Here is a 24,315-nt window from a genome sequence, read left to right as displayed (position 1 = left end):
AACGCAAAAACCGCCCAATTGAGGGCGGTTCTGCTTCTCACTTAGAGTTAGTTACGCTGTACACCCAACGCCTTGGCAACACCATCACCATAAGCCTGATCAGCATTGTAGAAATGCTGCAGCTGGCGCTCGACGACATCCCCCGTCACACCTTCCATAGCCCCTGCAATATTGTTGATCAGCAGGGCTTTCTGCTCGTCGTTCATCAGTCGGAACAGGGCACCGGCGTGGCTGTAGTAATCGCTGTCTACACGATGATCGTAACGATCAGCTGCACCACTGAGGGCCAATGGCGGCTCAGCATATTGCGGTGCTTGTTTTGGCGCGTCGCCATAGCTGTTCGGCTCATAGTTCGGTGCAGCACCACCATTGTTGCCGAAGGCCATAGAGCCATCACGCTGATAGTTATGCACAGGTACCCGTGGTGAGTTGATCGGCAGGTGCTGATGGTTGGTGCCTACACGGTAGCGATGGGCATCGGCATACGCGAACACACGGCCTTGCAGCATGCGGTCAGGCGACAGGCCCACACCCGGGATCATATTGCTTGGCCCGAACGCAGCCTGCTCCACTTCGGCAAAGTAGTTCAGCGGGTTGCGGTTCAGCTCCAGCTCACCGATTTCAATCAGCGGGAACTCTTTCTGCGACCAGGTCTTGGTCACGTCAAACGGGTTCTCATAGTGGGCTGCAGCCTGAGCTTCAGTCATGACCTGCATGCATACGCGCCATTTCGGAAAGTCACCGCGTTCGATGGCGCCAAACAAGTCACGCTGTGCGTAATCCGGGTCGGTACCGGCAAGGCGCGCAGCCTCTGCAGGCGGCAGGTTCTTGATGCCCTGCTTGGTTTTGTAATGCCATTTGACCCAGTGACGCTCACCCGCAGCATTGATCAGGCTGTACGTGTGGCTGCCAAAGCCATGCATATGGCGGTAACCATCTGGAATGCCGCGATCGGAAAACAGGATGGTGACCTGGTGCAGCGACTCAGGGGAGTGCGACCAGAAGTCCCACATCATCTGTGCGCTTTTCAGATTGCTTTGCGGGAGGCGTTTTTGGGTGTGGATAAAGTCGGGAAACTTCAACGGGTCGCGAATGAAGAATACAGGGGTGTTATTACCGACGATGTCCCAGTTACCTTCCTCGGTGTAGAACTTGAGGGCAAAGCCACGTGGATCACGCTCGGTATCTGCCGAGCCGCGCTCGCCACCTACCGTTGAGAAGCGCAGAAAAGTGGGGGTTTGCTTGCCGATGGTGTCAAACAGCTTGGCACTGCTGTACTGAGCCATGTCACGGGTCAGGGTGAAAGTGCCATGGGCGCCTGAACCCTTGGCGTGCACGCGACGTTCAGGAATGTTTTCACGGTTGAAGTGCGCGAGCTTTTCGATCAGATGAAAATCGTCAAGCAGCAATGGGCCACGAGGACCGGCAGAACGAGAATTCTGGTTATCCGCAACTGGAGCGCCGCTGGCGGTTGTAAGCGTTTTGGTCTGGCTCATATGTTTGCTTCCTCAGTCAGTCTTTGTACTGCCGGCTAATCGGCTGACGAGGAGTATTGACCATGAATTACACATGGGCAAATGCATTAAATGATCAGAATCAATAGATAATCATAATCGAACGCGCACAAAAAACCGGGCACTAGGCCCGGTTCTTTGTAGAGACTGACGTCTTACTCAGCGGATACAGCTTCACCGCCAACTGGACGATCAACCAACTCGACGTACGCCATAGGCGCGTTGTCGCCAGCGCGGAAACCGCACTTGAGGATGCGCAGGTAGCCACCCTCACGAGTTGCATAACGCTTGCCCAGATCGTTGAACAGCTTACCAACCATGGCTTTCGAACGAGTACGGTCGAAGGCCAGACGGCGGTTAGCAACAGAATCAATCTTGGCCAGAGTAATCAGCGGCTCAGCAACGCGACGCAATTCTTTGGCTTTCGGCAGAGTCGTTTTGATCAGCTCGTGCTCGAACAACGACACTGCCATGTTTTGAAACATAGCCTTGCGGTGCGAGCTAGTGCGGCTCAGGTGACGACCACTTTTACGATGACGCATGGTTCATTCCTTACCAAACACAACGTTCGGTGATTACGACGATCAGGCAGTCGCCTTGTCGTCCTTCTTAAGACTTGCAGGCGGCCAGTTGTCGAGGCGCATGCCGAGGGACAGACCACGGGAGGCCAGAACGTCCTTGATTTCAGTCAAGGATTTCTTGCCCAGGTTCGGAGTCTTCAACAGTTCTACTTCGGTGCGCTGAATCAGGTCACCGATGTAGTAAATGTTCTCCGCCTTAAGGCAGTTGGCCGAACGCACGGTCAGTTCCAGATCGTCAACAGGACGAAGCAGGATCGGATCGATCTCGTCTTCCTGCTCGATTACCACTGGCTCGCTGTCACCTTTGAGGTCGACGAATGCAGCCAACTGCTGTTGCAGGATGGTTGCAGCACGACGAATGGCCTCTTCAGGATCCAGTGTACCGTTGGTTTCCAGATCAATAACCAGCTTGTCCAGGTTGGTGCGCTGCTCGACACGGGCGTTTTCCACCACGTATGCGATACGGCGAACCGGGCTGAACGAAGAATCCAGCTGCAAGCGACCAATGCTGCGGCTTTCGTCTTCATCGCTCTGACGCGAGTCTGCTGGTTCATAACCACGACCACGAGCTACGGTGAGCTTCATGTTCAAGGCGCCGTTAGACGCCAGGTTGGCGATTACGTGATCGGGATTAACGATCTCGACATCATGATCCAGCTGAATATCGGCAGCGGTAACCACCCCCGAACCCTTCTTCGACAAGGTCAGCGTAACTTCGTCACGGCCGTGCAGCTTGATAGCCAGACCTTTAAGGTTCAACAGGATTTCAATTACGTCTTCCTGTACACCTTCGATGGCGCTGTACTCGTGGAGCACACCGTCAATCTCGGCCTCGACTACTGCACAGCCTGGCATTGAGGACAACAGGATGCGGCGCAGCGCGTTGCCCAGGGTGTGGCCAAAACCACGCTCGAGAGGCTCGAGAGTGATTTTAGCGCGGGTTGGACTGACAACTTGCACATCAATATGGCGAGGTGTCAGGAACTCATTTACCGAAATCTGCATGGATGCACCTATTTTCTAGCCCTTACTTGGAGTAGAGCTCGACAATCAGGCTTTCGTTGATGTCGGCGGACAGATCACTGCGAGCAGGAACGTTCTTGAAAACGCCCGACTTCTTCTCAGTGTCTACTTCTACCCATTCTACGCGGCCACGTTGGGCACACAGATCGAGAGCTTGGACAATGCGAAGCTGGTTCTTTGCTTTCTCGCGGATAGCGACCACGTCACCAGCACGAACCTGGTAGGACGGAACGTTTACGGTCTGACCGTTAACGCTGATCGACTTGTGCGATACCAACTGACGAGATTCGGCACGAGTAGAACCGAAACCCATACGGTATACGACGTTATCCAGGCGGCATTCGAGCAGTTGCAGCAGGTTTTCACCGGTTGCACCTTTTTTGCCAGCAGCTTGTTTGTAGTAGCCGCTGAACTGACGCTCGAGAACGCCGTAGATACGACGGACCTTCTGCTTTTCACGCAGTTGGGTACCGTAGTCGGATTGGCGACCGCGGCGTTGGCCGTGGATGCCTGGAGCAGCTTCAATATTGCACTTCGATTCGATAGCGCGCACACCACTCTTCAGGAAGAGATCAGTGCCTTCACGACGTGCCAGTTTGCATTTTGGACCAATGTAACGAGCCATTCTTTACAGTCTCCTGATTACACGCGGCGCTTCTTCGGCGGACGGCACCCGTTGTGCGGGATTGGCGTCACGTCGGTGATGCTGGCGATCTTATAGCCACAGCCGTTCAAAGCACGGACAGCGGACTCACGACCTGGACCTGGGCCCTTGACGTTAACGTCAAGGTTTTTCAGGCCATATTCCAGCGCAGCTTGACCAGCACGTTCAGCAGCTACTTGAGCAGCGAACGGGGTGGACTTGCGTGAACCGCGGAAACCCGAACCACCAGAGGTAGCCCAAGAAAGCGCGTTACCCTGACGATCCGTGATGGTCACGATGGTGTTGTTGAAAGACGCGTGGATGTGGGCGATGCCATCAACCACTGTCTTTTTAATTTTTTTACGAGGACGAGCAGCAGGTTTTGCCATGACTAAATTCCTGTCGATTCGCTGGTGCGATTACTTGCGGATCGGCTTACGCGGACCTTTGCGAGTACGCGCGTTGGTCTTGGTACGCTGACCGCGCACTGGAAGACCACGACGATGGCGCAGACCGCGGTAGCAGCCCAGGTCCATCAAGCGTTTGATTTTCATGTTGACTTCACGACGCAGGTCACCTTCAGTGGTGAACTTCGCCACTTCGCCACGCAGCAACTCAATCTGCTCGTCGCTCAGATCCTTGATCTTAGCGGCTGGGTTTACACCAGCATCCGCACAGATTTTCTGTGAGGTAGTGCGACCAACACCATAGATGTAGGTCAGCGAGATAACAGTGTGCTTGTTATCTGGAATGTTAACGCCTGCAATACGGGCCATTCAGTGGGACTCCAATTGACAGCTACCTACGCCCCGGAAGCCAAGAAATAGGGCGCGAGATAATATCGCTGTAATAACAAATAATCAACCCAGCAGCGCACTAGCTGCTGGGCTTCAAACAGATCACACTCAGCCTTGGCGCTGTTTGTGACGTGGTTCCGCGCTGCAAATTACCCGAACAACACCTTCGCGGCGAATAATCTTGCAGTTACGGCACAGCTTTTTCACCGATGCACGAACTTTCATCACCAACTCCTCTCACCTTACGGGGTAGTACTTCAGCGGAGCATGCCGCTGCCGTAGCCCTTCAGGTTGGCTTTCTTCATCAGGGATTCGTACTGGTGCGAAACGAGGTGCGATTGTACTTGGGACATGAAGTCCATAACAACCACAACAACGATCAGCAACGAGGTCCCGCCAAGGTAGAACGGAACGTTTGCCGCAACCACCAGGAACTGGGGCAACAGGCACACGGCCGTCATATAAAGAGCACCGAACAGAGTCAAACGAGTCAAAACGCCATCAATATAGCGTGCCGACTGCTCACCTGGACGGATACCCGGAATAAAGGCACCGGACTTCTTCAGGTTTTCCGCTACGTCTTTCGGATTGAACATCAACGCCGTATAGAAGAAGCAGAAGAAAATAATCCCTGCACTAAACAGCAGAATATTCAACGGCTGACCAGGAGCGATCGACTGCGAGATGTCCTGCAACCAGCCCATACCTTCAGACTGACCGAACCAGGCACCCAGCGAAGCCGGGAACAGCAAAATGCTGCTCGCAAAAATAGCCGGGATAACACCGGCCATATTCACTTTCAGCGGTAGGTGGCTAGTCTGCGCAGCAAACACCTTGCGGCCCTGCTGACGCTTGGCGTAGTGAACAGCAATACGACGCTGGCCACGCTCAATGAACACCACAAAACCGATAATCGCTACTGCCAGCAAACCGATAGCAACCAGAGCGAAGATATTGATATCGCCCTGACGTGCAGACTCGAAAGACTGCCCGATTGCTCTCGGAAGACCGGCGACGATACCCGAAAAAATCAACATCGAGATACCGTTGCCAACACCACGCTCAGTAATCTGCTCACCCAGCCACATCATGAACATTGCACCCGCCACAAACGTGGTTACTGCAACGAAATGGAAGCCCAGGTCACCAGTGAACGCTACGCCTTGCCCTGCCAGACCAATGGACATGCCAATAGCCTGGACAAGAGCAAGAGCGACAGTGAGGTAGCGGGTGTACTGGCTAATCTTGCGACGGCCAGCTTCACCTTCCTTCTTCAACTGCTCCAGTTGCGGGCTGACAGCGGACATAAGCTGCATGATGATCGATGCCGAAATGTACGGCATGATCCCCAGCGCAAAAATACTCATCCGCTCCAGCGCGCCGCCGGAAAACATGTTGAACAAGCTAAGTATGGTCCCCTCATTCTGTCGAAACAGGTCCGCCAGCCGGTCCGGGTTGATACCTGGAACTGGGATGTGTGCGCCTATCCGGTAGACGATAATCGCCAGGAATAGAAAACGCAGTCGAGCCCAGAGCTCGGATAACCCGCCTTTGCTGAGCGCTGAGAGAGCACCTTGCTTAGCCATTTATTCCTCGAACTTGCCGCCAGCTGCTTCGATAGCCGAACGCGCACCTTTGGTGGCGCCGATTCCCTTGCCGATTGTGACAGCGCGAGTCACTTCACCGGACAGCATGATTTTCACACGCAGTACGTTGACGTTGATCACGTTGGCATCTTTCAGGGTCTGCACAGTTACGATGTCGCCTTCCACTTTAGCCAGCTCGGACAAACGCACTTCTGCGCGATCCATGGCTTTCAGGGATACGAAACCGAACTTAGGCAGACGGCGATGCAGCGGCTGTTGACCGCCTTCAAAGCCTGGAGCAATGGTGCCACCGGAGCGGGAGGTCTGACCTTTGTGACCACGGCCACCAGTCTTACCCAAACCACTACCGATACCACGGCCCGGACGATGCTTTTCGCGACGGGAACCCGGCGCTGGACTCAGATCATTGAGTTTCATCGATTAACCCTCTACACGCAGCATGTAGTAAGCCTTGTTGATCATCCCGCGATTCTCGGGAGTATCAAGTACTTCTACAGTGTGACCGATGCGACGCAGACCCAGACCCTTAACGCACAGTTTGTGGTTAGGGATACGGCCGGTCATGCTTTTGATCAGCGTTACTTTAACGGTAGCCATGATCAGAAGATCTCCTTGACGCTTTTGCCACGCTTGGCGGCAATAGATTCAGGAGATTGCATAGCTTTCAAACCTTTGAAAGTGGCGTGAACCACGTTTACCGGGTTAGTCGAGCCGTAGCACTTGGCCAGTACGTTCTGAACGCCAGCAACTTCGAGGACAGCACGCATAGCGCCGCCAGCGATGATACCGGTACCTTCAGAAGCAGGCTGCATGTAAACCTTGGAAGCGCCGTGGGCGGATTTCATGGCGTACTGCAGAGTGGTGCCGTTAAGGTCCACTTGAATCATGTTGCGGCGAGCAGCTTCCATTGCCTTCTGGATCGCAGCAGGCACTTCACGTGACTTGCCACGGCCGAAGCCAACGCGCCCTTTACCATCACCAACCACGGTCAACGCGGTGAAAGTGAAGATACGGCCGCCTTTAACGGTTTTGGCTACGCGGTTAACTTGAACCAGCTTCTCAATGTAGCCTTCGTCGCGCTTTTGGTCGTTATTTGACATAACTTAGAACTCCAGCCCAGCTTCACGAGCAGCCTCAGCCAGCGCTTTCACGCGGCCGTGGTACTTGAAGCCAGAGCGGTCGAAAGCCACCTGCGAGACGCCAGCGGCTTTTGCACGCGTAGCGACCAGCTGGCCAACCTTTGTGGCCGCGTCGATGTTGCCAGTGGCACCATCACGCAGTTCTTTGTCCAAAGTCGAGGCGCTTGCCAGGACTTTGCTGCCGTCGGCCGAGATGACCTGGGCGTATATGTGCTGTGCCGAGCGGAACACGCAGAGACGCACGACTTCGAGTTCGTGCATTTTCAGACGTGCTTTGCGAGCGCGGCGCAGGCGAGTAACTTTTTTGTCGGTCATTTGCTATGCCCTACTTCTTCTTGGCTTCTTTACGACGGACGACTTCGTCCGCGTAACGTACACCCTTGCCTTTATAAGGCTCTGGCGGACGGAAACCGCGGATCTCAGCGGCCACCTGACCTACCAGCTGCTTATCAATACCCTTGATCAGGATATCGGTTTGGCTAGGAGTCTCAGCGGTGATGCCTTCCGGCAACTCGTAATCCACTGGGTGCGAGAAGCCAAGAGCCAGGTTCAGCACTGTGCCTTTTGCTTGCGCTTTGTAACCAACACCGACCAGCTGGAGCTTGCGCTCGAAGCCTTGGCTTACGCCTTGGACCATGTTGTTTACCAACGCACGAGTGGTACCAGCCATTGCGCGAGTTTGTTGATCGCCATTGCGAGCAGCGAAACGCAGCTCACCAGCTTCTTCAACAATCTCAACGGACGAATGGATGTTCAGTTCTAGAGTACCCTTGGCACCCTTCACCGAAAGCTGTTGGCCGGCGAATTTTACTTCGACACCAGCTGGCAGCTTAACGGGGTTCTTAGCGACGCGTGACATGCTTATCCCCCCTTAGAACACAGTGCAAAGAACTTCGCCGCCGACACCGGCAGCGCGCGCAGCACGATCCGTCATCACACCTTTGCTGGTGGAGACGATAGACACACCCAGACCGCCACGAACTTTCGGCAGATCTTCGGAGGACTTGTACTGACGCAGGCCTGGACGGCTAACGCGCTTAACTTCTTCGATAACCGAACGGCCTTCGAAGTACTTCAGCTCGATAGACAGCAGTGGCTTGATTTCGCTGCTGATCTGATAATCCGCGATGTAACCTTCGTCTTTGAGAACTTTGGCTACAGCTACCTTCAACGTGGAAGATGGCATGCTTACGACGGACTTTTCAGCCATCTGGGCATTACGGATTCGAGTTAGCATGTCCGCTAACGGGTCCTGCATACTCATGGGCTAGACGCTCCTGATACAAAAAGAATTAGCCTTGCGGCTACAACTGTCGCCGAGTACTCAATGCTTAAAAAGCACGGGCTCAGGCGAGCCGGTCATTCTAGACACACGCCAGAAATGAATCAAGCCCCAATAGGGGCTTGATTCATATTCAAGGTCACCGGCTGTCAGGATCTTGCAACCCTGACAGGGGTAACTTTGCCTGTGCGCCTTACCAGCTGGCTTTAACCAGACCTGGTACGTCGCCACGCATTGCTGCTTCACGCAATTTGTTACGGCCAAGGCCGAACTTGCGGTAAACACCATGCGGACGGCCAGTCAGGCGGCAGCGGTTACGCATGCGCGCAGCGCTTGCGTCACGTGGCTGCTTCTGCAGAGCAACTTGAGCTTCCCAACGTGCTTCTGGACTTGCGTTCAGATCCACGATGATAGCTTTCAGTGCTGCACGCTTCTTGGCGAACTTGGCAACCGTGAGCTGACGTTTCAGCTCGCGGTTTTTCATGCTCATCTTAGCCATGGTCCTACTCCAATCAGTTGCGGAACGGGAATTTGAAAGCACGCAGCAAGGCGCGACCTTCATCATCTGTCCGAGCAGTGGTGGTCAGGGTAATGTCCAGACCGCGGAGAGCATCGATTTTGTCGTAGTCGATTTCCGGGAAGATGATCTGCTCTTTTACGCCCATGCTGTAGTTACCACGACCATCGAAGGACTTGGCATTCAGGCCGCGGAAGTCGCGTACCCGAGGCAGGGAGATCGACAGCAGACGATCCAGGAATTCGTACATACGCTCACGGCGCAGAGTAACCTTAACGCCGATCGGCCAGCCTTCGCGAACTTTGAAGCCTGCGATGGACTTGCGAGCGTAGGTCACTACACATTTTTGACCCGTGATTTTTTCCAAATCAGCTACAGCGTGCTCGATGATTTTCTTATCACCGATCGCTTCGCCCAAACCCATGTTCAGGGTGATTTTGGTAACGCGCGGAACTTCCATCACGTTCGAAAGCTTAAGTTCTTCCTTAAGTTTCGGAGCGATTTCCTTCCGGTAAATCTCTTTTAGTCGTGCCATGGTCTCATCTACCTAGCAGTGTTCAAGCATCAACCGCTTTTTGGGTCGACTTGAAGACACGAATTTTTTTGCCTTCTTCTACTTTGAAACCAACGCGATCTGCTTTGCTGGTTTCGCTGTTGAAGATGGCCACGTTAGAAGCGTCCAGTGGAGCTTCTTTCTCGACGATACCGCCTTGTACGCCCGACATCGGGTTAGGCTTGGTATGACGCTTAACCAGGTTCAGACCGCCAATAACCAAACGGTTGTTAGCGAGAACCTTAAGCACCTTACCGCGCTTACCTTTGTCTTTGCCGGCGATCACGATGATCTCGTCGTCACGACGAATCTTTTGCATGTCGGATCTCCTTACAGCACTTCTGGGGCGAGCGAGACGATCTTCATGAACTTCTCAGTACGAAGTTCACGGGTCACTGGCCCAAAGATACGGGTGCCGATCGGCTCTTGCTTGTTGTTCAGAAGAACAGCAGCGTTGCCATCAAAGCGGATAATGGAGCCATCAGCACGACGTACGCCGTGACGAGTGCGGACTACAACAGCAGTCATCACTTGGCCTTTTTTCACTTTACCGCGAGGAATTGCTTCCTTCACGGTAACTTTGATGATGTCACCGATACCAGCGTAACGACGATGGGAGCCACCCAGCACCTTGATGCACATAACGCGGCGTGCGCCGCTGTTATCGGCCACATCGAGCATGGATTGAGTCTGAATCATATAATTTCTCCGACCCCTAGTCCTTAGACTTCCACAGCGCGTTCGAGAACATCAACCAGCGCCCAAGACTTGGTCTTGGCCATCGGACGAGTTTCACGAATAGTGACTTTGTCGCCGATGTGGCACTGATTGGTTTCGTCGTGCGCGTGCAGCTTAGTCGAACGCTTAACGTATTTACCGTAGATCGGGTGCTTAACGCGACGCTCGATCAGAACGGTGATGGTTTTGTCCATCTTGTCGCTGACAACACGGCCAGTCAGCGTACGGACAGTCTTTTCGGCTTCAGCCATGATTACTTACCTGCCTGCTGTTTGAGCACAGTCTTCACGCGAGCGATGTCACGCTTAACTTGCGAGAGCAGATGCGACTGCCCCAACTGGCCAGTTGCTTTCTGCATACGCAGATTGAACTGGTCGCGCAGCAAGCCGAGCAGTTGCTCGTTCAGCTGCTGTGCGGATTTTTCACGAAGTTCATTCGCTTTCATCACATCACCGTCCGTTTAACAAAGGAGGTGGCGAGCGGCAGCTTTGCAGCAGCCAGGGCGAAAGCCTCACGCGCCAGCTCTTCAGTAACACCCTCGATTTCATACAGGACTTTGCCTGGCTGAATCTGGGCAACCCAATATTCCACGTTACCCTTACCTTTACCCATACGAACTTCTAGGGGCTTTTTGGAAATAGGCTTGTCCGGGAATACACGGATCCAGATCTTGCCGCCACGCTTAACGTGACGGGTCAGTGCACGACGCGCTGATTCGATCTGACGAGCGGTGAGACGACCACGAGCAACAGACTTCAGCGCGTATTCGCCGAAGCTGACTTTGCTACCGCGCAATGCCAAGCCACGGTTGTGGCCAGTCATTTGCTTGCGGAACTTCGTACGCTTAGGTTGTAACATTTGGCGTACCCCTTACTTAGCAGCTTTTTTACGAGGCGCTGGTGCTTGTGGCTTCAGTTCTTCTTGGCGACCACCAATTACTTCGCCTTTGAAGATCCAAACCTTTACACCGATCACACCGTAAGTGGTGTGAGCTTCGTAGTTGGCATAGTCGATGTCGGCACGCAGGGTGTGCAATGGCACACGACCTTCGCGATACCATTCAGTACGTGCGATTTCAGCACCGCCGAGACGACCGCTCACTTGGATTTTGATGCCTTTGGCACCAATGCGCATAGCGTTCTGTACAGCGCGTTTCATCGCGCGACGGAACATTACACGACGCTCCAGCTGCTGAGCTACGCTCTGCGCAACCAGCATACCGTCGAGTTCCGGCTTGCGGATCTCTTCGATATTGATGTGCACAGGCACACCCATTTGCTTGGTCAGGTCCTGACGCAGTTTCTCAACATCTTCACCTTTCTTCCCGATAACGATACCTGGACGAGCGGTGTGGATGGTGATACGTGCAGTTTGGGCCGGACGATGGATATCGATACGGCTTACGGACGCGCTTTTTAGTTTGTCTTGGAGGTATTCACGCACCTTCAGATCAGCGAACAAGTAGTCCGCATAAGTCCGGCCGTCTGCGTACCAGACGGAGGTGTGCTCCTTGACGATTCCCAGGCGAATGCCAATGGGATGTACTTTCTGACCCATCTCTTCGACTCCGTTACTTGTCAGCAACCTTGACAGTGATATGGCAAGACCGCTTGACGATGCGATCAGCGCGGCCTTTGGCACGCGGCATGATGCGCTTCAGCGAACGCCCTTCGTTGACGAAAACGGTGGCGACTTTCAAGTCGTCAACGTCTGCGCCTTCGTTATGCTCGGCGTTGGCTACGGCCGACTCCAGCACTTTCTTGATGATCTCGGCGGCTTTCTTGTTGCTGAAAGCCAACAGGTTGAGCGCTTCGCCCACCTTCTTCCCGCGGATCTGGTCGGCGACCAAGCGGGCTTTCTGGGCGGAGATTCGAGCGCCCGACAACTTAGCGGCTACTTCCATCGTTCCTTACCCCTTAACGCTTGGCTTTCTTGTCTGCCACGTGCCCACGATAAGTGCGGGTACCGGCAAACTCGCCTAGTTTATGGCCAACCATGTCTTCGTTCACGAGAACTGGGACATGAAGACGACCGTTATGCACAGCGATGGTCAGACCGACCATTTGTGGCAGGATCATCGAACGACGCGACCAGGTTTTCACCGGTTTGCGATCGTTCTTTTCCGCCGCCACTTCGATCTTCTTCAGTAGGTGAAGATCAATAAAAGGACCTTTTTTCAGAGAACGTGGCACTGTCGTATCCCTCTATTTACTTGCGACGACGGACGATCATTTTGTCGGTACGCTTATTACCACGAGTCTTCGCGCCCTTAGTCGGGAAGCCCCATGGCGATACCGGATGACGACCACCAGAGGTACGACCTTCACCACCACCATGTGGGTGGTCAACCGGGTTCATGGCAACACCACGAACGGTTGGGCGAACGCCACGCCAGCGTTTGGCACCAGCTTTACCCAGCGAACGCAGGCTGTGCTCGGAGTTCGAGACTTCACCCAGGGTCGCACGGCATTCAGCCAGTACTTTACGCATTTCACCAGAGCGCAGACGCAGGGTCACATAGACACCATCACGAGCGACCAGCTGAGCCGAAGCACCAGCGGAACGTGCGATTTGCGCGCCTTTACCCGGCTTCAATTCGATGCCGTGTACGGTGCTACCAACTGGAATGCTGCGCAGTTGCAACGAGTTACCCGGCTTGATTGGGGCCAAAGCACCCGAAATCAGCTGGTCGCCAGCACTCACGCCTTTAGGGGCAATGATGTAGCGGCGCTCGCCGTCTGCGTACAGCATCAGAGCGATGTGAGCAGTACGGTTTGGATCGTATTCGATACGCTCAACAGTGGCTGGAATGCCATCTTTGTCGTTGCGACGGAAGTCGACCATACGGTAATGCTGCTTATGACCACCACCGATGTGACGAGTGGTAATACGGCCATTGTTGTTACGACCACCAGACTTCGATTTCTTCTCGAGCAGCGGTGCGTGAGGAGCGCCTTTATGCAGCTCCTGGTTGACCACCTTGACCACATGACGGCGGCCAGGGGAAGTCGGTTTGCATTTAACGATTGCCATGATGCACCCCTTCCTTACTCAGCACTGCTGCTGAAATCGAGATCTTGGCCTGGCTGAAGGGAGATTACTGCCTTCTTCCAGTCATTACGCTTGCCCACGCCGCGAGCGGTGCGCTTGCTCTTACCCAGAACGTTCAGGGTAGTAACACGCTCAACTTTCACGCTGAACAGGCTTTCGACGGCCTTCTTGATTTCCAGCTTGGTTGCATCGGTAGCAACCTTGAAAACGAACTGGCCTTTCTTGTCTGCCAGAACCGTAGCCTTCTCGGAAACGTGCGGGCCAAGCAGAACTTTAAATACGCGTTCCTGGTTCATCCCAGCAGCTCCTCGAATTTCTTCACGGCCGACACGGTGATCAACACCTTGTCGTATGCGATCAGACTAACTGGATCGGAACCTTGCACGTCACGTACATCAACGTGTGGCAGGTTACGAGCAGCCAGGTACAGGTTCTGATCAACACCTTCAGACACGATCAGGACATCAGTCAGACCCATGCCATTCAGCTTGTTGAGCAGATCTTTGGTTTTCGGCGCTTCAACAGCGAAGTCCTGAACCACGACCAGACGATCAGTACGCACCAGCTCAGCAAGGATGGAACGCATTGCTGCGCGATACATCTTCTTGTTCAGCTTCTGGGAGTGATCCTGTGGACGAGCTGCGAAAGTGGTACCGCCGCCACGCCAGATTGGGCTACGGATAGTACCGGCACGAGCACGGCCAGTACCTTTCTGACGCCAAGGGCGCTTACCGCCACCACGAACGTCGGAACGGGTCTTTTGCTGCTTGCTACCTTGACGGCCGCCGGCCATGTAGGCCACGACTGCTTGGTGAACCAGCGTCTCGTTGAATTCGCCGCCGAAAGTCAGTTCGGAAACTTCGATCGCTTGAGCGTCATTTACATTTAATTGCATGTCAGCTTCCCCTTAACCGCGAGCCTTGGCCGCTGGACGTACAACCAGGTTGCCGCCAGTAGCGCCAGGAACAGCACCCTTGACCAACAACAGATTGCGTTCAGCGTCGACGCGCACTACTTCCAGGGACTGCACGGTCACGCGCTCAGCGCCCATATGACCGGACATTTTTTTGCCCTTGAATACACGACCAGGAGTCTGGCACTGGCCAATAGAGCCCGGGACGCGGTGGGAAACGGAGTTACCGTGAGTGTTGTCTTGGCCACGGAAATTCCAACGCTTGATCGTACCCTGGAAGCCTTTACCCTTGGACTGACCGGTTACATCAACCAGTTGGCCAGCGGTGAAGATTTCAGTGTTGATCAGATCGCCAGCCTGGTACTCGCCTTCTTCAAGACGGAATTCCATTACGGTACGACCGGCGGCAACGTTTGCTTTAGCGAAGTGACCCGCTTGAGCAGCTGTTACACGCGAAGCGCGACGCTCGCCGACAGTGACTTGCACTGCACGATAGCCATCGGTTTCTTCAGTTTTGAACTGGGTGACGCGATTCGGCTCGATCTCAATGACCGTGACCGGAATGGAGACACCTTCTTCGGTGAAAATACGGGTCATACCGCATTTACGACCGACTACACCAATAGTCATGTTGTAAACCTCATGAGTGTACGGGGCTTTCACCCGCTATGGCCGCCCATTTCAGAGCGTTACACGACTAAGACCCAAGTCTTAGCCGAGGCTGATCTGCACTTCCACACCGGCCGCAAGATCAAGCTTCATAAGTGCATCAACGGTTTTATCCGTTGGCTGGACGATGTCCAGTACGCGCTTATGAGTACGGATCTCGTACTGGTCACGCGCGTCTTTGTTGACGTGCGGGGAGACCAGAACGGTGAACCGCTCTTTACGGGTAGGCAGTGGAATTGGACCACGCACTTGAGCACCAGTACGTTTCGCGGTTTCCACGATTTCCTGGGTTGATTGGTCGATCAGGCGATGGTCAAAAGCCTTCAACCTGATACGGATTTGCTGATTTTGCATTGGATTTCAGACTCCAGATTGCTGTTCCCACCGAGCGCAATACGCCCGTTAAAAGGAGGCGCAATTCTATAGACGACCCCAGTAGGTGTCAACTCAATAAAAAAAGCCCCCGCTGAGCGGGGGCTTTTTTCAGGCAATCATCACTTACGCGATGATTTTGGCTACAACGCCAGCGCCAACGGTACGACCGCCTTCACGGATTGCGAAACGCAGACCGTCTTCCATTGCGATGGTTTTGATCAGGGTAACAACCATTTTGATGTTGTCGCCCGGCATTACCATCTCAACGCCTTCCGGCAGTTCGCAGTTACCAGTTACGTCAGTTGTACGGAAGTAGAACTGAGGACGGTAGCCTTTGAAGAACGGAGTGTGACGGCCGCCTTCTTCTTTGCTCAACACGTACACTTCAGCTTCGAAGGTAGTGTGTGGCTTAACCGAGCCTGGCTTAACCAGAACCTGGCCACGCTCAACGTCGTCACGCTTGGTGCCGCGCAGCAGCACGCCGCAGTTCTCGCCCGCACGACCTTCGTCGAGCAGCTTACGGAACATTTCAACGCCGGTGCAGGTGGTAACAGTAGTGTCACGCAGACCAACGATTTCCAGCGGATCTTGAACGCGAACGATACCGCGCTCGATACGACCAGTTACAACAGTACCGCGACCGGAGATCGAGAATACGTCTTCGATTGGCATCAGGAACGGCTTGTCGATAACACGTACTGGATCTGGAATGTAGGTATCCAGAGTTTCAACCAGTTTACGAACGGCAGTGGTGCCCATTTCGTTGTCGTCTTTGCCTTCCAGCGCCATACGAGCCGAACCGATGATGATCGGAGTGTCGTCGCCTGGGAAGTCGTAAGTCGACAGCAGGTCACGAACTTCCATCTCAACCAGTTCCAGCAGCTCAGCGTCGTCTACCAGGTCAGCCTTGTTCAGGAAAACCACGATGTACGGAACGCCAACCTGACGGGACAGCAGGATGTGCTCACGGGTTTGTGGCATCGGACCATCAGCGGCCGAACAAACCAGGATAGCGCCGTCCATCTGAGCAGCACCGGTGATCATGTTCTTCACATAGTCAGCGTGACCTGGGCAGTCAACGTGAGCGTAGTGACGAATGTGCGAGTTGTATTCAACGTGCGCAGTGTTGATCGTGATACCACGAGCTTTTTCTTCTGGCGCGCTGTCGATTTTATCGAAGTCAACGATTGCCGAACCGAAAACTTCGGAGCAAACACGGGTCAGAGCTGCAGTCAGCGTGGTTTTACCATGGTCAACGTGACCGATAGTGCCAACGTTGACGTGCGGTAGGGAACGATCAAATTTTTCTTTAGCCACGACAATTAACTCCTTGCCTAAAGGACTGAACTAAATCAGCCTTGTTTTTTAGTAACAGTTTCGACGATGTGCGCCGGAGCTGTATCGTATTTTTTGAATTCCATAGAGTAGCTTGCGCGACCCTGGGACATGGAACGAACGTCGGTCGCATAACCGAACATTTCACCCAACGGTACTTCAGCACGAATTACTTTGCCGGAGACCGTATCTTCCATACCCTGGATCATGCCGCGACGACGGTTCAAGTCGCCCATCACGTCACCCATATAGTCTTCAGGTGTAACAACCTCTACCGCCATGATCGGCTCAAGCAGCTCACCGCCACCTTTGGTAGCCAGTTGCTTGGTCGCCATGGAAGCAGCCACCTTAAACGCCATCTCGTTGGAGTCGACGTCGTGGTAAGAACCATCAAACACGGTAGCCTTCAGGCCGATCAGCGGATAGCCGGCAACAACACCGTTCTTCATCTGCTCTTCGATACCCTTCTGGATAGCCGGGATGTATTCCTTAGGAACCACACCACCTACCACTTCGTTCACGAACTGCAGACCTTCCTGACCTTCGTCAGCAGGTGCAAAACGAATCCAGCAGTGACCAAACTGGCCACGACCGCCGGACTGACGAACGAACTTGCCTTCGATCTCACAGTTCTTCGTGATGCGCTCACGATAGGAAACCTGAGGCTTACCGATGTTGGCTTCGACGTTGAACTCACGGCGCATCCGGTCAACCAGGATGTCCAGGTGCAGCTCGCCCATGCCAGAGATGATCGTTTGACCAGTCTCTTCATCAGTTTTAACGCGGAAAGATGGATCTTCCTGAGCAAGCTTGCCCAGTGCAACACCCATTTTTTCCTGGTCATCCTTGGTCTTAGGCTCTACGGCAACCGAAATAACCGGCTCCGGGAAGTCCATACGAACCAGAATGATTGGCTTGTCAGCGTTGCACAAAGTCTCACCAGTGGTGACGTCCTTCATGCCGATCAAGGCCGCGATGTCACCAGCGCGTACTTCCTTGATTTCTTCACGGGCGTTTGCGTGCATTTGCACCATACGACCCACGCGCTCTTTCTTGCCCTTAACCGAGTTGATTACGCCGTCGCCGGAGTTCAACACGCCCGAGTAAACACGGACGAAGGTCAAGGTACCCACGAATGGGTCGGTAGCGATCTTGAACGCCAGAGCCGAGAACGGCTCGTTGTCGTCTGCATGACGCTCCAGTTCGATAGTCTCGTCATCCGGGTCAGTACCCTTGATGGCAGGAATATCAGTCGGAGCAGGCAGGAAGTCGATAACGGCGTCGAGAACCAGGGGAACACCCTTGTTCTTGAAGGAAGAACCGCAAACAGCCAGGACGATCTCACCAGCGATAGTACGCTGACGCAGAGCCGCCTTGATTTCCGCGATGGTGAATTCTTCACCTTCGAGGTACTTGTTCATCAGCTCTTCATTGGCTTCGGCCGCAGCCTGAACCATGTTGTCGCGCCACTCGTCAGCAAGATCTTTCAGCTCAGCTGGAATTTCTTTGCGAACAGGAACCATACCTTTGTCAGCATCGTTCCAGTACACAGCTTCCATGTTGATCAGATCGATCTGACCCTGGAAGTTGTCTTCGGAACCGATAGCCAACTGGATTGGAACTGGAGTGTGGCCCAGACGCTTCTTGATCTGCTCGATAACGCGCAGGAAGTTGGCACCAGCACGGTCCATCTTGTTTACGTAAACAAGACGTGGAACGCCGTATTTGTTGGCTTGACGCCATACGGTTTCCGACTGAGGCTCAACGCCCGAGGTACCACAGAACACAACGACAGCGCCGTCGAGTACACGCAGGGAACGCTCAACTTCAATAGTGAAGTCAACGTGGCCCGGGGTATCGATTACGTTGAAGCGGTGTTCGTCCTTGTACTGCTTGGCAGAACCTTTCCAGAAGGCGGTAATGGCAGCAGAAGTAATGGTAATACCACGCTCCTGCTCCTGAACCATCCAGTCTGTGGTCGCGGCGCCATCATGCACCTCGCCCATTTTGTGACTTTTGCCAGTGTAAAACAGTACGCGCTCGGTGGTGGTGGTTTTACCAGCATCCACGTGAGCGACGATACCGATGTTACGGTAGCGACTAATCGGAGTAGTACGAGCCATAAAGCCCTCGCAAAATTAGTGAAGCTGAAATTAGAAGCGGTAGTGCGAGAAAGCTTTGTTAGCTTCGGCCATACGGTGCACGTCTTCACGCTTCTTAACAGCAGCACCTTTACCTTCGGCAGCGTCCAACAGTTCGCCAGCCAAACGCAGAGCCATAGACTTCTCGCCGCGCTTGCGGGCGAAGTCTACCAACCAGCGCATTGCCAGGGCGTTACGACGGGACGGGCGAACTTCGACCGGAACCTGGTAAGTAGCACCGCCTACACGGCGCGACTTCACTTCGACCAGCGGAGCGATGGCGTCGAGAGCTTTCTCGAAGAGTTCCAGGGGATCGCTGTTCTTGCGTTCTTTAACCTTTTCCAGCGCGCCATAAACGATACGCTCGGCAACGGCTTTTTTGCCGCTTTCCATCACGTGGTTCATGAACTTGGCCAGAATTTGGCTTCCGTATTTTGGATCGTCAAGCACTTCGCGCTTGGCTGCTACGCGTCTTCTTGGCATGGATAAGCCCTCAAACGGTCTTCAGGTTAGCTCGGAACCATTACACCCCAGGGATGCAGGTCCGACCTTACTCTTATCGACTCAGAAAAAAAGAAATCTGCATTATTTACCGGAAACCGAAGACTACTTCGGCTTCTTGGTACCGTACTTCGAACGACCTTGGTTACGACCTTTAACGCCGGAAGTATCCAAAGAGCCGCGAACGGTGTGGTAACGAACACCTGGCAAGTCTTTTACACGACCGCCACGAATCAGTACCACGCTGTGTTCTTGCAGGTTGTGACCTTCACCACCGATGTACGAGGAAACCTCGAAACCGTTGGTCAGGCGCACACGGCATACTTTACGCAGTGCCGAGTTAGGTTTTTTCGGCGTAGTTGTATACACACGGGTGCATACGCCACGACGTTGCGGGCAGTTTTGCAGCGCAGGTACGTCGGATTTCTCGACGATACGCTTACGCGGCTGACGTACCAGCTGGTTGATAGTTGCCATCTACTAGCTCCACTGTTGTCTTGCGACGCTATTGTCTTGCAAGAAAAGCAAAATGGCAGGAACGAATTCCCGCCAAATTTAGGGGTACAAGAGTCTAAAGAGGATCTTGCCCCCAGTCAAGGCAAGGCCCCGACACTTCCACTCATCAAACCCAGACAAATTGTCTCGATTCGATGAACGGAACTGCCGGGGCCCGCCCATCATTTACCGCAGAACTCAGTTACCGCTCGAGTTCAGCGCTTCGGTCAGTGCAGCTTCCACTTCACTGGCGCTTACGCGCAACGGCTTGTCAGCCTCACGGCGGCGCTTACGCTCGCTGTGGTATGCCAAACCGGTACCTGCCGGGATCAGACGACCCACGACAACGTTTTCTTTCAGGCCGCGCAGGTAATCGCGCTTGCCGGTTACCGCCGCTTCGGTCAGTACTCGAGTGGTCTCCTGGAAAGAGGCCGCCGAGATGAACGATTCAGTCGACAACGACGCCTTGGTGATACCCAGCAGGACGCGAGTGAACTTGGACACGAACTTGTCTTCGTTGCCCAGACGCTCGTTCTCGGTCAATACCTGCGTCAACTCCATCTGGTCGCCCTTGATGAAGGTGGAATCGCCAGACTCGGCAATCTCAACTTTACGCAGCATCTGACGCAGAATGGTCTCGATGTGCTTATCGTTGATTTTTACGCCTTGCAGACGGTAAACGTCCTGGATCTCGTTAACGATGTACTTGGCCAGCGCACTCACACCCAGCAGACGCAGGATGTCGTGTGGATCGCTTGGACCGTCGGAGATAACTTCGCCGCGGTTCACTTGTTCGCCTTCGAAGACGTTCAGGTGGCGCCACTTTGGAATCAGCTCTTCGTACGGATCAGTACCGTCGTTCGGGGTAATAACCAGACGGCGCTTGCCTTTGGTTTCTTTACCGAACGCGATGGTGCCGCTGACTTCAGCCAGAATCGAGGCTTCTTTCGGACGACGGGCTTCGAACAAGTCAGCAACCCGTGGCAGACCACCGGTGATGTCTCGAGTTTTCGAAGTTTCTTGCGGAATACGAGCGATAACGTCACCGATCGCGATTTCCGCACCATCCGCTACACCGACCAAGGCGTTCGCTGGCAGGAAGTACTGAGCCGGTACGTCGGTACCTGGCAACAGCAGATCCTTGCCATCAACACCCACCATCTTGACGGCTGGACGAATGTCCTTGCCGGCAGCTGGACGGTCTTTGGCATCAAGTACTTCAATGTTGGTCATACCGGTCAATTCGTCAGTCTGACGCTTGATCGTGATGCCTTCTTCCATGCCCACGTAGGTCACGGTACCTTTCATTTCGGTAACGATTGGGTGAGTGTGAGGATCCCACTTGGCTACGATAGAGCCAGCGTCAACCTTGTCACCTTCTTTAACCGAAATCACGGCGCCGTACGGCAGCTTGTAACGCTCACGCTCACGACCGAAGTCATCAGCAATGGCCAGCTCACCGGAACGGGATACTGCAACCAGGCAGCCATCTACACGCTCAACGTGCTTCAGGTTGTGCAGACGGACAGTACCGCCATTCTTCACCTGAACGCTGTCAGCAGCGGAGGTCCGGCTTGCCGCACCACCGATGTGGAACGTACGCATGGTCAGCTGTGTACCCGGCTCACCGATCGACTGGGCAGCGATAACGCCGACAGCTTCACCGATGTTCACCTGGTGACCACGAGCCAGATCACGGCCGTAGCACTTGGCGCAGATACCGAAACGGGTTTCGCAGCTGATTGGCGAGCGCACGATCACTTCGTCGATGCTGTTCAGCTCGATGAATTCAACCCACTTCTCGTCAACCAGGGTGCCTGCAGGAACGATAACTTCCTCGGTGCCCGGCTTGAATACGTCACGGGCGATTACTCGACCCAGTACGCGCTCACCCAATGGCTCAACAACGTCGCCGCCTTCGATGTGCGGAGTCATCAGCAGACCGTGTTCGGTACCGCAGTCAACTTCAGTCACAACCAGATCTTGTGCAACGTCTACCAGACGACGTGTCAGGTAACCGGAGTTAGCTGTTTTCAAGGCGGTATCCGCCAGACCCTTACGAGCACCGTGAGTCGAGATGAAGTACTGAAGTACGCTCAAACCTTCACGGAAGTTCGCAGTAATCGGCGTTTCGATGATGGAACCGTCCGGCTTGGCCATCAGACCACGCATACCGGCCAGCTGACGGATCTGCGCAGCAGAACCCCGTGCGCCGGAGTCGGCCATCATGTACATCGAGTTGAACGATTCTTGCTCGACTTCGTTGCCGTGGCGGTCGATTACCTTCTCTTTCGAGAGGTTGGACATCATCGCCTTGGAAACTTCATCGTTAGCTTTCGACCAAAGGTCGATTACCTTGTTGTACTTCTCGCCCTGGGTTACCAGGCCGGAGGCGTACTGACTTTCGATCTCTTTCACTTCATCGGTTGCAGCCGCGATGATGCGAGCTTTTTCATCCGGGATAACGAAGTCGTTAACACCGATGGAAACGCCGGAGATGGTCGAGTAAGCAAAACCGGTGTACATCAACTGGTCAGCGAAGATCACGGTCTCTTTCAAACCAACCACGCGGTAGCACTGGTTGATCAGCTTGGAGATCGCTTTTTTCTTCATCGGCAGGTTGACGACGTCGTACGACAGACCTTTTGGCACAACCTGGAACAACAGCGCACGGCCGACAGTGGTGTCGACGATACGGGTGTTGGTCACGCTGCCGCCATCACGGTCGTTGACGGTTTCGTTGATACGAACCTTGACCTTGGCGTGCAGTGCGGCTTCGCCGGCACGGAATACACGGTCAACTTCCTGCAAGTCAGCGAATACACGACCTTCGCCTTTGGCGTTGATCGCTTCACGCGTCATGTAGTACAGACCCAATACAACGTCCTGCGACGGAACGATGATTGGCTCACCGTTGGCTGGCGACAGAATGTTGTTGGTCGACATCATCAACGCGCGCGCTTCCAACTGGGCTTCCAGTGTCAGCGGTACGTGCACGGCCATTTGGTCGCCGTCGAAGTCGGCGTTGTACGCAGCACAGACCAGAGGGTGCAGCTGGATAGCTTTACCTTCGATCAGTACCGGTTCAAACGCCTGGATACCCAGACGGTGAAGGGTCGGTGCACGGTTGAGAAGAACCGGGTGTTCGCGGATAACTTCAGCGAGAACGTCCCACACTTCCGGCAACTCGCGCTCAACCATCTTCTTGGCGGCTTTGATGGTGGTAGCAAGACCACGCATTTCCAGCTTGCCGAAAATGAACGGCTTGAACAGCTCGAGAGCCATTTTCTTCGGCAGACCGCACTGGTGCAGACGCAGGGTCGGACCTACGGTAATTACCGAACGACCCGAGTAGTCAACACGCTTACCGAGCAAGTTCTGACGGAAACGACCTTGCTTACCCTTGATCATGTCAGCCAGGGATTTCAGAGGACGCTTGTTCGAACCGGTGATAGCGCGACCACGACGGCCGTTGTCGAGCAGTGCGTCGACCGCTTCTTGCAACATACGCTTTTCGTTGCGCACGATGATGTCCGGAGCGGACAGATCAAGCAGGCGCTTCAAGCGGTTGTTACGGTTGATCACTCGACGGTACAGGTCGTTGAGGTCGGAAGTCGCGAAACGACCGCCATCCAACGGTACCAGAGGACGCAGATCTGGCGGCAGAACCGGCAGAACGGTCAGAACCATCCACTCCGGAAGGTTGCCGGAGCCCAGGAAGGCTTCCATCAACTTCAGGCGCTTGGACAGCTTCTTGATTTTGGTTTCAGAGTTGGTTTGCGGAATTTCTTCACGCAGACGGCCAATCTCGTGCTCCAGGTCGATAGCGTGCAGCAGTTCACGGACAGCTTCAGCACCCATGCGGGCATCAAAGTCGTCGCCGAACTCTTCCAGCGCTTCGAAGTACTGCTCATCGTTCAGCAGCTGACCTTTTTCCAGAGTGGTCATGCCCGGATCGATAACGACATAGCTCTCGAAGTAGAGAACGCGTTCGATATCACGCAGGGTCATGTCCATCAGCAAGCCGATACGGGACGGCAGCGATTTCAGGAACCAGATGTGAGCCACTGGCGAAGCCAGTTCGATGTGAGCCATGCGCTCGCGACGGACCTTGGCCAGTGCGACTTCAACGCCACACTTCTCACAGATCACACCGCGGTGCTTCAAGCGCTTGTACTTACCGCACAGGCACTCGTAATCCTTTACCGGGCCAAAGATCTTGGCGCAGAACAGGCCGTCACGCTCAGGCTTGAACGTACGGTAGTTTATGGTTTCCGGCTTTTTAACTTCACCGAACGACCACGAACGGATCATCTCAGGCGATGCCAATCCAATACGGATGGCGTCGAACTCTTCGACTTGACCCTGGTTTTTCAGCAAATTCAGTAGGTCTTTCAAGGCCTTTCCTCCTGGCGGAGCAGAGAGCGGGCCATACAGCCCC

Annotated in this window: 34 protein-coding genes; all 34 read right to left on the bottom strand. The window is 54.2% G+C overall.

Annotated features, from left to right (window positions below; genetic code table 11):
- Nucleotides 1-47: 47 nt before the first annotated feature.
- A complete protein-coding gene (locus HBN79_RS23145) occupies nt 48-1,496 on the bottom strand; it encodes a catalase (protein WP_094999499.1) in 1,449 nt (482 codons plus the stop codon).
- A gap of 173 nt (nt 1,497-1,669) precedes the next feature.
- A complete protein-coding gene (gene rplQ, locus HBN79_RS23140; RefSeq protein WP_016779185.1) occupies nt 1,670-2,056 on the bottom strand; it encodes a 50S ribosomal protein L17 in 387 nt (128 codons plus the stop codon).
- A gap of 42 nt (nt 2,057-2,098) precedes the next feature.
- Nucleotides 2,099-3,100: a DNA-directed RNA polymerase subunit alpha gene (gene rpoA / locus HBN79_RS23135; RefSeq protein ID WP_003176403.1), complete on the bottom strand. Its 1,002-nt coding sequence runs from the start codon at nt 3,098-3,100 to the stop codon at nt 2,099-2,101.
- A 22-nt stretch (nt 3,101-3,122) separates the two neighbouring features.
- The gene (gene rpsD, locus HBN79_RS23130) at nt 3,123-3,743 is read right to left on the bottom strand and encodes a 30S ribosomal protein S4 (RefSeq protein WP_003444359.1); all 621 of its coding nucleotides are present in this window, start codon (nt 3,741-3,743) and stop codon (nt 3,123-3,125) included.
- Nucleotides 3,744-3,760: 17 nt separating this feature from the next.
- A complete protein-coding gene (gene rpsK / locus HBN79_RS23125; RefSeq protein ID WP_007924177.1) occupies nt 3,761-4,150 on the bottom strand; it encodes a 30S ribosomal protein S11 in 390 nt (129 codons plus the stop codon).
- Between the two features lie 30 nt (nt 4,151-4,180).
- Nucleotides 4,181-4,537 carry a 30S ribosomal protein S13 gene (gene rpsM, locus HBN79_RS23120; RefSeq protein ID WP_016779184.1) on the bottom strand — a complete coding sequence of 119 codons (357 nt, stop codon included), beginning with the start codon at nt 4,535-4,537 and terminating at the stop codon, nt 4,181-4,183.
- 129 nt (nt 4,538-4,666) lie between these two features.
- Nucleotides 4,667-4,783: a 50S ribosomal protein L36 gene (rpmJ, locus tag HBN79_RS23115; RefSeq protein WP_002555468.1), complete on the bottom strand. Its 117-nt coding sequence runs from the start codon at nt 4,781-4,783 to the stop codon at nt 4,667-4,669.
- 32 nt (nt 4,784-4,815) lie between these two features.
- Nucleotides 4,816-6,144 (bottom strand): preprotein translocase subunit SecY, encoded by a 1,329-nt coding sequence (gene secY, locus HBN79_RS23110; protein ID WP_003444361.1) that lies wholly within the window; start codon nt 6,142-6,144, stop codon nt 4,816-4,818.
- A complete protein-coding gene (gene rplO, locus HBN79_RS23105; protein WP_016779182.1) occupies nt 6,145-6,582 on the bottom strand; it encodes a 50S ribosomal protein L15 in 438 nt (145 codons plus the stop codon). It abuts the gene before it with no gap.
- A gap of 3 nt (nt 6,583-6,585) precedes the next feature.
- On the bottom strand, nt 6,586-6,762 hold the full coding sequence (gene rpmD / locus HBN79_RS23100; protein ID WP_003186033.1) for a 50S ribosomal protein L30: 177 nt from the start codon (nt 6,760-6,762) through the stop codon (nt 6,586-6,588).
- A 2-nt stretch (nt 6,763-6,764) separates the two neighbouring features.
- On the bottom strand, nt 6,765-7,265 hold the full coding sequence (gene rpsE / locus HBN79_RS23095; RefSeq protein ID WP_003186035.1) for a 30S ribosomal protein S5: 501 nt from the start codon (nt 7,263-7,265) through the stop codon (nt 6,765-6,767).
- Between the two features lie 3 nt (nt 7,266-7,268).
- Nucleotides 7,269-7,619, bottom strand: a complete 351-nt coding sequence (gene rplR, locus HBN79_RS23090) for a 50S ribosomal protein L18 (protein WP_016779181.1) — start codon at nt 7,617-7,619, stop codon at nt 7,269-7,271.
- Between the two features lie 10 nt (nt 7,620-7,629).
- Nucleotides 7,630-8,163: a 50S ribosomal protein L6 gene (gene rplF / locus HBN79_RS23085; RefSeq protein ID WP_016779180.1), complete on the bottom strand. Its 534-nt coding sequence runs from the start codon at nt 8,161-8,163 to the stop codon at nt 7,630-7,632.
- A 12-nt stretch (nt 8,164-8,175) separates the two neighbouring features.
- On the bottom strand, nt 8,176-8,568 hold the full coding sequence (gene rpsH / locus HBN79_RS23080; RefSeq protein ID WP_003444366.1) for a 30S ribosomal protein S8: 393 nt from the start codon (nt 8,566-8,568) through the stop codon (nt 8,176-8,178).
- A 211-nt stretch (nt 8,569-8,779) separates the two neighbouring features.
- The gene (gene rpsN, locus HBN79_RS23075; RefSeq protein ID WP_003444367.1) at nt 8,780-9,085 is read right to left on the bottom strand and encodes a 30S ribosomal protein S14; all 306 of its coding nucleotides are present in this window, start codon (nt 9,083-9,085) and stop codon (nt 8,780-8,782) included.
- Nucleotides 9,086-9,098: 13 nt separating this feature from the next.
- On the bottom strand, nt 9,099-9,638 hold the full coding sequence (gene rplE / locus HBN79_RS23070) for a 50S ribosomal protein L5 (protein WP_003444368.1): 540 nt from the start codon (nt 9,636-9,638) through the stop codon (nt 9,099-9,101).
- A gap of 22 nt (nt 9,639-9,660) precedes the next feature.
- A complete protein-coding gene (gene rplX, locus HBN79_RS23065; protein WP_016779179.1) occupies nt 9,661-9,975 on the bottom strand; it encodes a 50S ribosomal protein L24 in 315 nt (104 codons plus the stop codon).
- A gap of 11 nt (nt 9,976-9,986) precedes the next feature.
- On the bottom strand, nt 9,987-10,355 hold the full coding sequence (gene rplN, locus HBN79_RS23060; protein ID WP_002555479.1) for a 50S ribosomal protein L14: 369 nt from the start codon (nt 10,353-10,355) through the stop codon (nt 9,987-9,989).
- Nucleotides 10,356-10,378: 23 nt separating this feature from the next.
- Entirely contained in the window at nt 10,379-10,645 is a 267-nt protein-coding gene (rpsQ, locus tag HBN79_RS23055; RefSeq protein ID WP_003194644.1) for a 30S ribosomal protein S17, read from the bottom strand.
- A gap of 2 nt (nt 10,646-10,647) precedes the next feature.
- Nucleotides 10,648-10,839: a 50S ribosomal protein L29 gene (rpmC, locus tag HBN79_RS23050; protein ID WP_003444371.1), complete on the bottom strand. Its 192-nt coding sequence runs from the start codon at nt 10,837-10,839 to the stop codon at nt 10,648-10,650.
- Nucleotides 10,839-11,252, bottom strand: a complete 414-nt coding sequence (gene rplP, locus HBN79_RS23045; protein WP_016779178.1) for a 50S ribosomal protein L16 — start codon at nt 11,250-11,252, stop codon at nt 10,839-10,841. Before rplP ends, rpmC begins: the two co-directional genes overlap by 1 nt.
- A gap of 12 nt (nt 11,253-11,264) precedes the next feature.
- A complete protein-coding gene (rpsC, locus tag HBN79_RS23040; protein WP_003176422.1) occupies nt 11,265-11,951 on the bottom strand; it encodes a 30S ribosomal protein S3 in 687 nt (228 codons plus the stop codon).
- Nucleotides 11,952-11,964: 13 nt separating this feature from the next.
- The gene (gene rplV, locus HBN79_RS23035; RefSeq protein WP_003444373.1) at nt 11,965-12,297 is read right to left on the bottom strand and encodes a 50S ribosomal protein L22; all 333 of its coding nucleotides are present in this window, start codon (nt 12,295-12,297) and stop codon (nt 11,965-11,967) included.
- 13 nt (nt 12,298-12,310) lie between these two features.
- Nucleotides 12,311-12,586 carry a 30S ribosomal protein S19 gene (rpsS, locus tag HBN79_RS23030; RefSeq protein ID WP_003232420.1) on the bottom strand — a complete coding sequence of 92 codons (276 nt, stop codon included), beginning with the start codon at nt 12,584-12,586 and terminating at the stop codon, nt 12,311-12,313.
- Nucleotides 12,587-12,602: 16 nt separating this feature from the next.
- Nucleotides 12,603-13,427, bottom strand: a complete 825-nt coding sequence (gene rplB / locus HBN79_RS23025) for a 50S ribosomal protein L2 (protein ID WP_016779177.1) — start codon at nt 13,425-13,427, stop codon at nt 12,603-12,605.
- A 14-nt stretch (nt 13,428-13,441) separates the two neighbouring features.
- Nucleotides 13,442-13,741, bottom strand: a complete 300-nt coding sequence (rplW, locus tag HBN79_RS23020) for a 50S ribosomal protein L23 (RefSeq protein WP_003444375.1) — start codon at nt 13,739-13,741, stop codon at nt 13,442-13,444.
- A complete protein-coding gene (gene rplD, locus HBN79_RS23015; RefSeq protein ID WP_016779176.1) occupies nt 13,738-14,340 on the bottom strand; it encodes a 50S ribosomal protein L4 in 603 nt (200 codons plus the stop codon). The genes rplW and rplD overlap by 4 nt, the downstream gene beginning before the upstream one ends.
- 12 nt (nt 14,341-14,352) lie before the next feature.
- On the bottom strand, nt 14,353-14,988 hold the full coding sequence (gene rplC / locus HBN79_RS23010; protein ID WP_016779175.1) for a 50S ribosomal protein L3: 636 nt from the start codon (nt 14,986-14,988) through the stop codon (nt 14,353-14,355).
- 81 nt (nt 14,989-15,069) lie between these two features.
- A complete protein-coding gene (rpsJ, locus tag HBN79_RS23005; RefSeq protein ID WP_003186070.1) occupies nt 15,070-15,381 on the bottom strand; it encodes a 30S ribosomal protein S10 in 312 nt (103 codons plus the stop codon).
- 144 nt (nt 15,382-15,525) lie between these two features.
- Nucleotides 15,526-16,719 carry an elongation factor Tu gene (tuf, locus tag HBN79_RS23000; RefSeq protein WP_016779174.1) on the bottom strand — a complete coding sequence of 398 codons (1,194 nt, stop codon included), beginning with the start codon at nt 16,717-16,719 and terminating at the stop codon, nt 15,526-15,528.
- A gap of 35 nt (nt 16,720-16,754) precedes the next feature.
- Nucleotides 16,755-18,860 (bottom strand): elongation factor G, encoded by a 2,106-nt coding sequence (gene fusA, locus HBN79_RS22995; protein WP_094999500.1) that lies wholly within the window; start codon nt 18,858-18,860, stop codon nt 16,755-16,757.
- A gap of 30 nt (nt 18,861-18,890) precedes the next feature.
- Entirely contained in the window at nt 18,891-19,361 is a 471-nt protein-coding gene (rpsG, locus tag HBN79_RS22990) for a 30S ribosomal protein S7 (RefSeq protein ID WP_016779172.1), read from the bottom strand.
- 123 nt (nt 19,362-19,484) lie between these two features.
- Nucleotides 19,485-19,856 (bottom strand): 30S ribosomal protein S12, encoded by a 372-nt coding sequence (gene rpsL, locus HBN79_RS22985; protein ID WP_002555494.1) that lies wholly within the window; start codon nt 19,854-19,856, stop codon nt 19,485-19,487.
- Nucleotides 19,857-20,072: 216 nt separating this feature from the next.
- Nucleotides 20,073-24,272 (bottom strand): DNA-directed RNA polymerase subunit beta', encoded by a 4,200-nt coding sequence (rpoC, locus tag HBN79_RS22980; RefSeq protein WP_094999501.1) that lies wholly within the window; start codon nt 24,270-24,272, stop codon nt 20,073-20,075.
- Between the last annotated feature and the right edge of the window lie 43 nt (nt 24,273-24,315).

The organism is Pseudomonas sp. WS 5051 (genome assembly GCF_012985715.1).
GTDB classification, from domain to species: Bacteria; Pseudomonadota; Gammaproteobacteria; order Pseudomonadales; family Pseudomonadaceae; genus Aquipseudomonas; species Aquipseudomonas bubulae.
Note: the sequence above shows the minus strand (reverse complement) of the source record. Positions and strands in the feature narration are given on the sequence as shown.